This window comes from Nonomuraea sp. NPDC048826 (assembly GCF_043198225.1).
Classification (GTDB): Bacteria; Actinomycetota; Actinomycetes; order Streptosporangiales; family Streptosporangiaceae; genus Nonomuraea.
Genome location: NZ_JBICUQ010000008.1, coordinates 389,309 through 402,375, shown reverse-complemented (window position 1 = coordinate 402,375; position 13,067 = coordinate 389,309). Strand labels below are relative to the sequence as shown.

The following is a 13,067-nucleotide window of genomic DNA, read 5'->3' as shown; positions in this document are numbered from 1 at the left end:
CTTCATGGGTCTTTCGTCAGTGTGGCCCGCCCCGTCCCGTTACCGGGTCACCAGGTACGGGGAGGCGAAGTCGGTGTTGTCCACGACGACGTCCACGCGCGCCCGCGGGTCCGCCTCCCGCAGGTAGACGCGTTCGGCGACCAGGTAGCGGTCGCGGTGCACGGCCTCGGCGTCGGATCCGGCCCAGTCCTGGTCGCGGGCGGCGCCGCGGGCGACGGACAGCTCCTCGTCCACGTGCAGCCGTATGCGGTAGTCCCAGAAGGCGTCGATCTCCGGCCGGAAGGCGAACACGCCGTCCACGATCAGCACGCTGTCGGGAGTGAGCGGGGTGGTGACGGCCGCATGGTCCACCTGGGTGAGCGGGTCGATCGAGCACAGGGCGCACGCGGTGGCCGCCGGTGACCGGCACGGGCCGAGCAGGAGGCGCTCGGCGGCCTCGTAGTCGTAGGCGTTGCGGTAGTAGCCTTCGCCGGACTCCCTGTCGTACAGGTGACGGTCCTTCCACGGCCGCTTGAAGTCGTCCAGGGTGGCGCGCAGCACCGGGCGGCCGGCGGCGGCGATCGAGGCGGCCAGCTCGTGGCCGAAGCTCGTCTTGCCCGACGCGGTGCGGCCGTCGACGCCGACCAGCAGGCGGCCGTCGCCTCGGCTCAGCACCTGCCGGGCGATCTCGCCGACCAGGGCGGCGCGCTCGGGGGACGCGGGGCCCGGACAAGGCTGCCGCCAGGTGGAGACTGAATGGTGGATCGGGGGCACCGGTCCAACCTAGCGGGAGCCCCGGGAGCCCTCAGGAGGCGGGGACCGGGAAGGACGCCGCGAGCGTCTCGCCCCACCGGCGGGCCCGGTCCAGCTCTCCGGCCAGCAGCGGGCCCTTGGTCCCGGTCACGTAGAAGCTGTGCGCCGGCGCGGCGCTCCTGACGCCGAGGCGGCGCAGCCGGTTGGCGGCGCCGCGGGCGGCCGAGCCCGGGAGGCGGGGCTTGGCGACGCGGGTGTCGAAGGCGGCCGCGGCCAGCCGGGCGGAGCCGGTGCGCAGGCCGGACAGCCATTCGCGGATCCCGATGCCGCGGGACACCAGCCCTTCCGGGGCGTCTTCCGCGGCGGACCTGCGGGTGCCGGCGCGGCTCATGGCGAAGGCGTGCGTGGGGCCGCCGACCACGAGCAGCGCCACGTCCTCGGCGATGACGGCGGGCGCGGCGCCGACCTCCACCACCTCGGCCCGCATCCGCTCGGCCAGCCCCTCGGCGATGGCCTCGGCGATCTGCCGGGTGTTGCCGTACATCGACTCATAGACGACGAGCGCGTACATGGCGCGCCTCCTGATCAGGGAAGGACGGGTTGAAGCTGGAACATGCCGGTGATGAGCTCGCCCGGCTCGTCGGTGTCGTCCGAGGGCTCGACCCGGCCGGCGACGGCGGCCAGCACGTCGCGGGCGGTGATCAGCCCGACGATCCCACCGCGGCCGACCACGGGCACCGCGTCGCACGCGGCGTCGAGCATCACGGCCGCGACCCGCGCCAGCGAGGCGCCGGGGCCGACGCGCGGCCGACGGCGGCCGGACAGCAGCGAGCCGACCTGGCGTCCGGACTGCTCGTGCGGCCCGCCGGACCAGGTCGCGGCCAGGTCCTCGCGGGTCAGGACGCCGAGCACGTGCCGTCCCTCGACGACCGGCAGGTGGTGCACCTCGGCGCGGCGCATCAGCTCCCACGCCATCAGCGGCGACTCGCCGGGGCCGACGGCGACCAGGACGCGGCTCATCACCTGCTTCGCGGTCAGCCCCGCGACCCCTCCGGGCCGCTCACCCGGGGCCGCCCGGCCGGGAGCCGGGGGCGGGTGCGGGTAGGCGGCGGTTCGCGGTTCGGCACGGGTCCCGGTGCGCGCGTCGGCGCCGGCTTCGGTGCGCAGGTCGGTGCGCATGTCGGTGCGTGCGTCGGTGCGCGTGTCGGTGCGCGTGTCGGTACGTACTTCGGCACGGGCTTCGGTACGCGTGTCGGTGCGGGTCATGAGGTCACCTCCGGGCGCGGGCGGACGACGGCGACGGGGCAGGTGACGTGGTGCAGCACGCCGTGGCTGACGGAGCCGAGCACGGCCGAGGCCAGCCCGCCCCGCCCGCGCGATCCGACGACGACCAGGTCGGCCCGCTTCGAGGCCTCGATCAGGGCGGCGACGGGGTGTTCGCAGGCGTGCGCCTCGGTGATCCACACGTCGGGGTGGCGCTCGCGCCAGGGGGTGAGGCGGTCGCGCGCGGCGCGCTCCTCCTCCTGCATGACGCCCTCGATGAGCGAGTCGTACGCGACCGCGTACGGGGAGAACGCCGGCATGGTCCAGCCGTACACGACGTGCAGTGCGGCGTCGCGCCGGCGGGCCTGGTCGATGGCGTACTCCATGGCTGCGTCGGCGTGCGGGGAGCCGTCGTAGCCGACCACGACGCGCTCGTGCGTCTCGGCGGCGGGGCCGCGCACGACCACCACCGGGCCGTCGGCGTGCCCGGCGACGGCCATGCCGACCGAGCCCAGCACCAGGCCCTTGAACCCGCCGAGGCCGCGGCTGCCGATGACGAGGCTGTCGGCCTTGACCGACTCGGCGAGGAGCGTCTCGGCGACCCCGCCGGCGAGCAGCTCGGTCGTCACCTCGATGCCGCCGCCGAGCGCGCGGGCCCGGTCCGCGGCCACCTCCAGGATGTCGGCGCACTGTTCGGCGCCGTGCTGTCCCTGCTCGCAGACGTGGACGATGCGCAGGCCCAGTCCCTTGCGGCGGGCGTCGGCGGTGGCCCATTCCACCGCCGCGGACGCCGGCGCCGATCCGTCCACGGCCACCACGATCTGCCGGGTCATCAGCGTCTCCTTCCCCGGTGCTTCCGCTCTCACCTCCAGTTTCGCCAACCGGGGGTCGCGGTTCCCGGGGAAGAAGGCCCTGATCGGATGGTCTTTGGTCCCGAAGAGTCACCAAAGGCCGGCGCTCACCGCCTGGTGGTGGGCGTCCAGCCGGGGGTGCGGGTGACGGGCTCGCGGCTGCGGTAGACGATGTACGGGCGGGTCAGGTAGCCGATCGGCGCGGTGAGCATGTGCACCAGCCGCGTGAACGGCCAGATGGCGAAGAGCACCAGCGCGCTGAGCGCGTGCAGCTGGAACAGCAGCGGCGCCCCGGCCATCAGCTCCGCCTGCGGCTGGAAGACGAAGACGGACCGGAACCAGGGTGAGACCGTCGTGCGGTAGTCGTAGCCGCCGCCCAGCACGTTCGCGGCCACGGTGGCGGCCAGCCCGAGCACGATCACCACCGCCAGGACCGCGTACATGAGCTTGTCGTTGCGGGTGGTGGCGGTGAAGACCGGGCCGACGGTGCGCCGCCGGTAGATGAGGATGGCCAGGCCCGCGAGCGTGCACACCCCGGCGATGGTGCCGAGCACGACGGCGACCACGTGGTACATCCCCTCGGTGATGCCCACCGCCTCGGTCCACGACTTGGGGATCACCAGCCCGCCCACGTGCCCGAGGATGACGACGAGGATGCCGAAGTGGAACAGCGGGCTGCCGACGCGCAGCAGCCGCGACTCGTACAGCTGCGAGGAGCGGGTGGTCCAGCCGAACTTGTCGTAGCGGTAGCGCCAGACGTGGCCGAGCACGAAGACGGTCAGCGCCACGTACGGGGCCACCACCCACAGCAGCAGGTCGAGCGGGCTCATCGTGGACCTCCATGGGTCGGGAACTGCTGCGGGCCTGATCCGTTCACCGGGTACGGCGCCAGGCCGACCTCCTCGGCCGGCGGCCCCTCGGCGGCGAGCCTGGCGGCGGCGGCGCGCTCGCGGGCGGTGGCGGCCGGCAGCGTGGCCAGCACCGCGGCGACCACGTGCGCGTACGGGGAGCGCTCCGACTCCAGCGCCTTCTGCAGCAGGTCCAGGCCCGCCCGGTGCTCGCGCAGCAGCCGCTCGGCCTGGGCGGTGCCGCCGCGCGCCGACAGTTCGCACACCACGGCCAGGTGGTCGGGCAGCTCGCCCTCGGCGGGCTCGAACCCCGCCTCGCGGAAGGCGTGCTTGAACCGCAGCAGCGCCATCCCGCGCTTCCTGGTGTCGCCGTAGGTGTAGTAGGTCAGGTACAGGCAGCAGCGGCGCTTGAGGTCGAACGTGGCCACGTAGTGCTCGGCCAGGTCCTGCGGCGTGGTCGCGACGGCGTGGTCGAGGAAGGCGCGCAGCCGCCGGGCCGGCTCGCCGCCGGGCAGGGCCTCGACGGTACGGTCCAGCAGCGGCAGCGCCTCGGCCAGCCGATCGTCGGGATAGCTGAGCAGCACCGACGCGGCCAGATGGACGGCACGGTCGATCACGAGTCCTCCTTGCGGCGGGGGAACAGGCCCTCGGGTGTGCCCTTGCCGTCCCAGTTCAACAGGTTGACGCGGCCGCGCAGCTCGTCGGCCCGCTCCAGTTCGTCGCCCTTCTGCCGTTCGCGCAGCGCGTGGAAGTTCTCCACCGCGATCGGCGCGGGCGTGCCGGACGCCTCGCCGAACGGCCCGCCCATGCCGGGGCCGCCGTCGTAGTCGAGGCTGCACCCGGTGGCCAGCTCCTCCAGGTCGGCGGCCTGCTCGGCGTGCGCCTTGGGGATCACGTACCGCTCGCCGTAGGGGGCCAGGGCGAGCAGCCGGTGCATGGACTCGACCTGGCCGCCGGTCATGCCGACCGCCTCGGCGATGCTCTCGTCGGGCTCCTGGCCGAGGTTGAGCCTGCGCATGTAGGAGCGCATCGCGGCCAGGCGGCGCAGCACCTGCTTGACCGGGCCGGGGTCGCCAGCGGTGAACAGCTCGGCCAGGTACTCGACGGGGATGCGCAGCGACTCGATGGCGCCGAACAGGTTGCCCGCCTCCTCGCCGTCGTGCCCGGTCTCGGTCAGCACGTCGACGACGGGCGACAGCGGCGGGATGTACCAGACCATCGGCATCGTGCGGTACTCGGGATGCAGCGGCAGCGCGACCCCGTAGTCGAAGATGAGCCGGTGGATCGGCGAGCGCTGGGCCGCCTCAAGCCAGTCCTCGGGGATGCCGGAGGCGCGGGCGCCGGCGATCACCTCCGGGTCGTTCGGGTCGAGCAGCACGCTCTTCTGCGCCTCGTACAGATCCTTCTCGTCCGGCGTCTGCGCCGCCTCGGCGACCCGGTCGGCGTCGTACAGGATGAGCCCGATGTAGCGCAGCCGCCCGACGCACGTCTCGGAGCAGACGGTCGGGATGCCGACCTCGACGCGGGGGAAGCAGAACGTGCACTTCTCCGCCTTGCCGGTGCGGTGGTTGAAGTACACCTTCTTGTACGGGCAGCCGGTCACGCACATCCGCCAGCCGCGGCAGCGGTCCTGGTCGACCAGGACGATGCCGTCCTCGGAGCGCTTGTACATGGCGCCCGACGGGCACGAGGCCACGCACGAGGGGTTGAGGCAGTGCTCGCAGATGCGCGGCAGGTAGAACATGAACGAGCGCTCGAACTCCAGCTTGACCTGGTCGGAGACCTTCTGCAGCACCGGGTCGGCGCGGGTCAGCTCGGGCGAGCCGGCCAGGTTGTCGTCCCAGTTCGCCGACCAGGTGATCTTGGTGGGTTCGCCGGTGATGAGCGACTTGGGGCGGGCGACCGGGGTGTCCTCGGTCATGGGGGCCGAGAAGAGGCGGTCGTAGTCGTACGTCCAGGGCTCGTAGTAGTCCTGGATGGACGGCATGAGCGGGTTGGCGAAGATGGTCAGCAGCTTGCGGAGCCGGCCGCCGGCCTTCAGCTTGAGCCGGCCGCGCGCGTTCAGCTCCCAACCGCCCTGCCACTTCTTTTGGTCCTGGTAGGTGCGGGGGTAGCCGAGCCCGGGGCGGGTCTCGACGTTGTTGAACCAGACGTACTCGGTGCCGGCCCGGTTGGTCCACGCCTGCTTGCAGGTGACCGAGCAGGTGTGGCAGCCGATGCACTTGTCCAGGTTCATCACCATGGCCAGCTGGCCCATGACTTTCATCAGTAGTCCACCTCCTGGGAGCGCCGCCGGATCACGGTCACCTCGTCGCGCTGGTTGCCGGTGGGCCCGAGGTAGTTGAACGCGAACGACAGCTGGGCGTAGCCGCCGATGAGGTGCGTCGGCTTGACCAGCAGCCGGGTGAGCGAGTTGTGGATGCCGCCGCGCCGGCCGGACGTCTCGCTCTTGGGCACGTCCACCACCCGTTCCTGCGCGTGGTACATGTACACGGTCCCCTCGGGCATCCGATGGGAGACGATGGCGCGGGCCACCACGACGCCGTTGCGGTTGACGGCCTCGATCCAGTCGTTGTCCGCGATGCCGGCCTTGGCGGCGTCCGCGGGGCTCATCCAGATCGTCGGGCCGCCCCGTGAGAGCGTCAGCATGAGCAGGTTGTCCTGATACTCGGAGTGGATGGACCACTTGGAGTGCGGCGTCAGGTAGCGCACGGTGATGCCGTCGGCGGTGCTGTCGCCGACGCCGGGCTCGCCGAACATCGCGGTCATGTTGAGCGGCGGCCGGTAGACGGGCAGCGTCTCCCCCGCCTCCTGCATCCAGTCGTGGTCCAGGTAGAAGTGCTGGCGCCCGGTGAGGGTGTGCCAGGGTTTGCGGTGCTCGACGTTGATGGTGAAGGCCGAGTAGCGGCGGCCGCCGGTCTCGCTGCCCGACCATTCGGGCGAGGTGATGACCGGGACGGGCCGGGCCTGGGTGTCGGCGAAGGTGATGTGGCGGTGCTCGTCGGCCAGCCCGTCGAAGGAGGTGCCGGTGCGGCGCGCCAGCGTGGCGAAGCCCTGCGCGGCCAGCCGCCCGTTGGTGGTGCCCGACAGCGCCAGGATGGCCTCGCACAGGTCGACGTCGCGGGCCAGCGACGGCCGGCCGTTCGCGGTGAGGCCGTTGGTCCGGCCCAGCCGTTCGATCTCGCCGCTCAGGTCGTAGGTGATGCCCTTGGTGGTGGCGCCCAGTCGCTCGGCGAGCGGGCCGAGCGAGGCCATCTTCTCGGCGACCGCGGCGTAGTCGCGCTTCACCTCGACGATCTTCGGGAAGTCCAGGCCGGGCGTCGGCGTCTCGCCGGTCTGCCGCCAGTCGCGGACCCGGCCGTGCGGGGTGGCCAGCTCGTCGGGCGTGTCGTGGATGAGCGGCACCGCCACCAGGTCGGCGCGGGTGCCCAGGTGATCGGCGGCCAGGGTGCTGAAGGCGCGGGCGATCGTGTGGAAGGCGGCGAAGTCGCTGCGGGTCTGCCAGGGCGGGTCGATGGCCGGGTTGAACGAGTGCACGAACGGGTGCATGTCGGTCGACGACAGGTCGTGCTTCTCGTACCAGGTCGCGGCCGGCAGCACGATGTCGGAGAACAGCGTGGTGGAGGTCATCCGGAAGTCGAGCGACAGCAGCAGGTCGAGCTTGCCCCGCGGCGCCTCCTCCCGCCAGGTGACCCCGTCGGGCCGCTGGTCCGGCGCGGCCTCCTCGGCCCGCAGCGAGGCGTCGGTGCCGAGCAGGTGCCGCAGGAAGTACTCGTCGCCCTTGGCCGAGGAGCCGAGCAGGTTGGCCCGCCACACGGTCAGCACGCGCGGCCAGTTCTCCGGCGCGTCCGGGTCCTCGCAGGCGAAGCGGAGCTCGCCGGAGGCGACCTTGGCGGCGAGGTACGGGCCGGGTTCCTGCCCGGCGGCCCGCGCCTCGTCGGCCAGGTCCAGCGGGTTGCGGCCGAACGTCGGATGGGACGGCATCCAGCCCAGCCGGGCCGACTGCGACAGCAGGTCGGCGGTGGTCCGGCCGGCGAACGCGCCGTCGCCCAGCGGCGAGGCGACCACGTCGGCCCGGTAGGTGTCGTAGCGCCACTGGTCGGTGTGCAGGTACCAGTACGCGGTGCCGATCATCTGGCGGGGCGGCCTGGACCAGTCGGCGGCGAAGGCCAGGTGCGACCAGCCGGTGACCGGCCGGCACTTCTCCTGGCCGACGTAGTGCGCCCAGCCGCCGCCGTTGACCCCCTGGCAGCCGGTGAGCGTGACCAGGGCCAGGAAGGCCCGGTAGATCGTGTCGGAGTGGAACCAGTGGTTGGTCCCGGCGCCCATGATGATCATGGAGCGGCCGCGGGAGTCGTCGGCGTTGCGGGCGAACTCCCTGGCGATGCGGGTGGCCTGCGCGGCCGGAACCGACGTGATCGCCTCCTGCCAGGCCGGGGTGTACGGCTCGCTCGCGTCGTCGTAGCCCTGCGGCCAGCGGCCCGGCAGCCCGCCGCGGCGCACCCCGTACTGGGCCAGCAGCAGGTCGAACACGGTCGTCACCAGGTGGTCGCCGACCCGTCGCACCGGCACCCCGCGTTCCAGCACGCCGGCCTCGCTCCCGTCGAAGCGGGGCAGCGCGACCGTGACGGCCTCGCCGGTGTCGAGCATGGTCAGCGCCGGGGACACCTCGCCCAGGTCGAGGTTCCACCGGCCCTCGTCCGCCTCGGCGAAGCGGAACCCGAGCGAGCCGTTCGGCACCGCGACCTCGCCCGCGCCCGCGTCCCACACGGCGGTACGGAACGCCGCCTCCTTCCCTTCCTGGCCGAGATCGGCGGCGGTGAGGAACTTGTCCGGCACGTACCGGCCCGGCTCGCGCTCCCGCATCCGCACCAGGAACGGCAGGTCGGTGTAGCGGCGCACGTAGTCGGCGAAGTACGGGGTGCTGGAGTCGACGAAGAACTCCTTGAGGATCACGTGCCCCATGGCCATCGCCAGCGCCCCGTCCGTGCCCGGGTGCGGGGCCAGCCACTCGTCGGCGAACTTGGCGGCGTCGCTGTAGTCGGGCGACATCACCACGACCTTCTGGCCGCGGTAGCGGGCCTCGGTCATGTAGTGCGCGTCCGGGGTGCGGGTGACGGGCACGTTCGAGCCCCACAGCATCAGGTACGCCGCGTCCCACCAGTCGGCCGACTCCGGCACGTCCGTCTGGTCGCCGAACACCTGCGGGGAGGCCACCGGCAGGTCGGCGTACCAGTCGTAGAACGACAGCATCGCGCCGCCGATCAGCGAGATGAACCGGGCGCCCACGGCGTGCGAGGCCATCGACATGGCCGGGATCGGGGAGAACCCGGCCACCCGGTCCGGCCCGTACGTCTTGATCGTGTGCACGTGCGCGGCGGCGATGATCTCGGCGGCCTCGTCCCAGGTGACGCGCACCAGCCCGCCCTTGCCGCGCGCCGACTGGTAGCGGCGGCGTTTGTCCGGGTCGGTGGTGATCTCCGCCCAGGCCGCGACCGGATCGCCCAGCCTGGCCTTGGCCTCCCGGTACATGGAGACCAGCACGCCGCGGGCGTACGGGAAACGCACCCGGGTCGGCGAGTAGGTGTACCAGGAGAAGGCGGCGCCGCGCGGGCAGCCGCGCGGCTCGTACTCCGGCCGGTCGCCGCCCACGCTGGGGTAGTCCGTCTGCTGCGCCTCCCAGGTGATGACGCCGTCCTTGACGTACACCTTCCAGGAGCAGGATCCGGTGCAGTTCACGCCGTGCGTCGACCGCACGACCTTGTCGTGGCTCCACCGGTCACGGTAGAACGCGTCGGCCTGGCGCCCGCCGATCTGGTGCAGCGTGCGCAGGTCGGGGGACATCGTGCCGGGGTGCAGATAGCGTCCCAGCCGGAGCAAGGCGTCGGTGAGCGGTCCGTCCATGCCGGACATTTGGCTCTCTTTCTATGAGGTCCGCGCGCGGACGCGGAGGATGAACCAGCAGTAGACGAAGGCGCCGAACGCCATGGTCGCCAGCAGCATGAGCCCGATCGAGTACGAGCCGGTCGCCTCGAAGATCAGCCCCATCACGATCGGCGGCAGGAACCCGCCGAGCCCGCCGGCCGCGCCCACCACACCGGTGGCGCTGCCGACCATCGCGACCGGCACGGACCGCCCGAGGATCGCGAACACCGCGCCGTTGCCCAGCCCGAGCGCCGCCGCCATCGCCAGGAACCCGACCGTCGCCAGCGGCATCCCCGGCGCGAACGAGACCACGATCGCGCAGCCGAACACCACCGCCAGCACGTAGGCCAGGACGACCTCGCCGCCGATCCGGTCCGACAGCCAGCCGCCCACCGGGCGGGCCAGCGTGGCCAGCACCACGAACCCGGCCGCGCGGGCCGCCGCGTCGGCCACCGTCAGCTCGTACACGCTCTGCAGGTAGAGCGGCAGGTAGACGCCGAAGGCGACGAACCCGCCGAAGGTGAGCGCGTACATGCCGGCCAGCTCGATGGTCACCCGCATCCGGGCGGCGTCGGTGAACCTCTTCAGGAACGACTCGGTGGCGGGCTTGGCGCCGGGGGCGTTCCGGCCGGCCAGCAGGAAGACCACCCCGGTCACGGCGAGCGCGGCCGCGACCACGAAGAAGGGGGCGCGGCGGCCGAACTCGTCGGCCAGCCAGGGGGTGGCGAAGCCGGAGATGGCGGTGCCGATGTTGCCCATGCCGAACACGCCCAGCGCCAGGCCGCGGCGCTCCGGCGGGAACCACGCGTTGACGAACGGGACGCCGATCGCGAACGTGGCGCCGGTCAGGCCCAGCAGCAGCCCGCCCGCCAGGAGCAGCGAGTAGCTCTCGGCGAAGGCCAGGAAGACCACCGGGATCACGCCGATCAGCGTCGTCACCCCGAACACCAGCCGGCCGCCGAAACGGTCGGTCAGCGCGCCGAGGAAGATCCGCCCCAGCGACCCGACGATCACCGGGACGGCGACCAGCACCGACACCTCGGTGGCGCTCAGTCCCATCGACTGCTGGTAGACGGGCCCGAGAGGGCTGAGCAGCGCCCAGGCCCAGAAGTTCACCGCGAACGCGGCGGTCGCCAGGCACAGCGCGGTGATGCGGCTCGCCGTGGACGTGCCCGTGGCGGCGGGCGGTGCGGCAGGCATGGTGGGTCCACCTCCAGGAGAACGCTAGGACTGCCAAGCCTTCCCGATCTCCCATGCCCGCTAAAGGGCCTTTAGTCCCACGAAGTTGGACCAAACGACGATCATCTTCCGGACTCCATATCCCACCCCGCGCTCGGCACGATCTTCCGCACCTCCGTCACCGGTTCGGCCATCGGAGCGCCGGGCTCACCGGCACGCCGCCGACCAACCGGCATCTCGACCAGCGCAACGGCGCAGGCTCGTCCAGCGACCAGAAAGATCAACACACCGCTCGTTCGACTGTTGCCCGGCGCAGCTTCGCCTATAAACTCCCCCATGACGCTTTTGCCCCTTCAGTCCGTCGATCCTTTACACATTGGGCGTTTCCGTCTCCGGGGGAGGCTCGGGAGCGGCGGTCAAGGAATCGTCTTCCTCGGCGAGGACGATGCCGGGGCCTGCTTCGCGATCAAGGTTCCTCACCCGCACGCTCTGACCGACGCCGAGACCCGCGCCAGGTTCGCCAGGGAGATGGAGATCGCCCGCCGTACGGCCCCAGCCTTCACCGCACGCGTGGTCGAGGCGAAACTCGAAGATGATCTGCCGTACATCGTCAGCGAATATGTCGAGGGCCCCAGCCTGCGCGACCGCGTGGAGCGGAATGGACCGCTGCCGCCCGACGCGGTGCACCGGCTGGCGACCGGGCTGGCCACCGCGCTGTCCGCCATCCACCAGGCCGGGATCGTGCACCGCGACGTCAAACCCGACAACGTGCTGCTGGGCCCGGACGGGCCGCGCCTGATCGACTTCGGCATCGCCCGCCTGCCCGGTGGCTCGCTCACCGCCTCCGGCCAGCTCGTGGGGACGCCGCTGTACATGGCGCCTGAGACCTTCGAGGGTCAGCGCGCCACGGCCGCGACCGACGTGTTCGCCTGGGGCGCCCTGGTGGCCTTCGCCGCTCAGGGGCGCCACGCCTTCGGCGGCGGCGAGATCGCCGCCGTCATGCGCCGCATCCTGTCCGAGGAGCCCGATCTGGCCCAGGTGCCCGAGTCGATCAGGCCGACCGTCGCCGCCGCCCTGGCCAAGAACCCGGCCATGAGGCCCAGCGCCGTCGATCTCGTGATCCGCCTCATCGGCAGTCCAGCCACGCCCGAGTCCGGCACTTGGGTGGGCCGCAAGCGGGGCAAGAAGCCTGCGGTCATCATCTCCGTGATCGCAGCCGTGGCGGCGGTTGGCGTCACCCTCGTCCTGGTCCGGCTGGTGGATCCGGGCCCGGGGCAGACGGTGAACCCGGTCTCCCAGCGGGCGGACACCGAAGTGATCACACAAGCACCGGTGGACACCCCGGCCCCCGAGCCCGTAACGACCTCTCCCGCCACCGAGGCGGTCACGACCCCGTCCGCGCCACTGATCACCACCCAGCCCAGGAACACTCCGGACGTGCCGATCCCGTCCGGCCTCAAGAGTTCCGGCATGGAGGCCTACTACGAGGTCAGCGAGGCCGAACACGCGAAGAAGGTGAAGAGTCTCACCGCCCGCGATTTCCGCCCCGTGTCGTTGTCGATCACGAACCGGGGCTACACAGCACTCTGGCTCAAGCAGAGCGGCCCGGATTTCGTGACGGCTCACGACCTGTCCGCCGAGGAGTACCGCACGTTCTGGCAGAAGTGGAGCGCAAAGGGATACCAGGAGACGGTCGCCACGGCCGGACCGGACGGGCAGGTGTTCGCCAGCGTGATGGAGCGGCGCGACGGAGCCCACATGGCCTACTTCGGGCTGACCGCGGCCGACCTGCGCCGGCGCAACGAGGAGGCCCTTGTCAACGGATTGATCCCGGCCTGGATAACCGCCTATGGAAACCGCTTCAACGTCGCCTGGGTCCCGGGCGACACCGCCGACTGGCAGATGACCATCAACCAGACCCGGGCCCAGTACCAGAAGGAATTCGACAAGCGCATGGATGCCGGCTACATCCCCGAAGTGGCCACGATAGGCACCAACGGGTTGTTCACGGCGATGTGGCGGCCATGGAACAGCGCCTTCTACAGCTATACCGGCCTGTCGGCAGAGGAGCACGTGCGCCGCAGGGAGGCGCTGCTCGCGCAGGGTTTCCGGCTGGCCAGACTGTCAGCCACCCAGGTCGGCGACGTGGTGATGTACTCGTTGCTGGCAACCAAAGAGAGTTAGCGAAGTGTCCCGCTCCCCGTCCCGCTCCCGGAGAAGAAGGGCACGATCGGCGTGAGGCGGCCTTGCGTTTATCCCCGACGCCGCC

Annotated in this window: 10 protein-coding genes; 1 reads left to right on the top strand and 9 read right to left on the bottom strand. The window is 71.7% G+C overall.

The annotated features are described in order from the left end of the window. Positions 1 to 39: 39 nt before the first annotated feature. The 9 genes from ACGFI7_RS29530 to ACGFI7_RS29490 all read right to left on the bottom strand — a co-directional run bounded on the left by ACGFI7_RS29530 (position 40) and on the right by ACGFI7_RS29490 (position 10,819). Positions 40 to 753 (bottom strand): uridine kinase, encoded by a 714-nt coding sequence (locus ACGFI7_RS29530; RefSeq protein ID WP_393410154.1) that lies wholly within the window; start codon positions 751 to 753, stop codon positions 40 to 42. A gap of 31 nt (positions 754 to 784) precedes the next feature. Further along, the gene (locus ACGFI7_RS29525; RefSeq protein ID WP_393410153.1) at positions 785 to 1,303 is read right to left on the bottom strand and encodes a flavodoxin family protein; all 519 of its coding nucleotides are present in this window, start codon (positions 1,301 to 1,303) and stop codon (positions 785 to 787) included. A gap of 14 nt (positions 1,304 to 1,317) precedes the next feature. After that, positions 1,318 to 1,998 (bottom strand): HPP family protein, encoded by a 681-nt coding sequence (locus ACGFI7_RS29520; protein ID WP_393410151.1) that lies wholly within the window; start codon positions 1,996 to 1,998, stop codon positions 1,318 to 1,320. Further along, positions 1,995 to 2,828 carry a universal stress protein gene (locus ACGFI7_RS29515; RefSeq protein ID WP_393410149.1) on the bottom strand — a complete coding sequence of 278 codons (834 nt, stop codon included), beginning with the start codon at positions 2,826 to 2,828 and terminating at the stop codon, positions 1,995 to 1,997. The genes ACGFI7_RS29520 and ACGFI7_RS29515 overlap by 4 nt, the downstream gene beginning before the upstream one ends. A 125-nt stretch (positions 2,829 to 2,953) precedes the next feature. Continuing rightward, complete coding sequence (narI, locus tag ACGFI7_RS29510) at positions 2,954 to 3,676, bottom strand: respiratory nitrate reductase subunit gamma (protein WP_393410147.1); 723 nt, start codon at positions 3,674 to 3,676, stop codon at positions 2,954 to 2,956. Then, positions 3,673 to 4,311: a nitrate reductase molybdenum cofactor assembly chaperone gene (gene narJ / locus ACGFI7_RS29505; RefSeq protein ID WP_393410145.1), complete on the bottom strand. Its 639-nt coding sequence runs from the start codon at positions 4,309 to 4,311 to the stop codon at positions 3,673 to 3,675. Before narJ ends, narI begins: the two co-directional genes overlap by 4 nt. Further along, positions 4,308 to 5,960 (bottom strand): nitrate reductase subunit beta, encoded by a 1,653-nt coding sequence (gene narH / locus ACGFI7_RS29500; protein WP_393410143.1) that lies wholly within the window; start codon positions 5,958 to 5,960, stop codon positions 4,308 to 4,310. Before narH ends, narJ begins: the two co-directional genes overlap by 4 nt. Next, positions 5,960 to 9,607 carry a nitrate reductase subunit alpha gene (locus ACGFI7_RS29495; protein ID WP_393410142.1) on the bottom strand — a complete coding sequence of 1,216 codons (3,648 nt, stop codon included), beginning with the start codon at positions 9,605 to 9,607 and terminating at the stop codon, positions 5,960 to 5,962. Before ACGFI7_RS29495 ends, narH begins: the two co-directional genes overlap by 1 nt. Before the next feature lie 12 nt (positions 9,608 to 9,619). Continuing rightward, complete coding sequence (locus ACGFI7_RS29490) at positions 9,620 to 10,819, bottom strand: nitrate/nitrite transporter (RefSeq protein WP_393410140.1); 1,200 nt, start codon at positions 10,817 to 10,819, stop codon at positions 9,620 to 9,622. 315 nt (positions 10,820 to 11,134) lie between these two features. Here ACGFI7_RS29490 and ACGFI7_RS29485 point away from each other — a divergent pair, with 315 nt between their 5' ends. Beyond that, on the top strand, positions 11,135 to 12,982 hold the full coding sequence (locus tag ACGFI7_RS29485; RefSeq protein WP_393410533.1) for a protein kinase: 1,848 nt from the start codon (positions 11,135 to 11,137) through the stop codon (positions 12,980 to 12,982). Positions 12,983 to 13,067 lie beyond the last annotated feature (85 nt).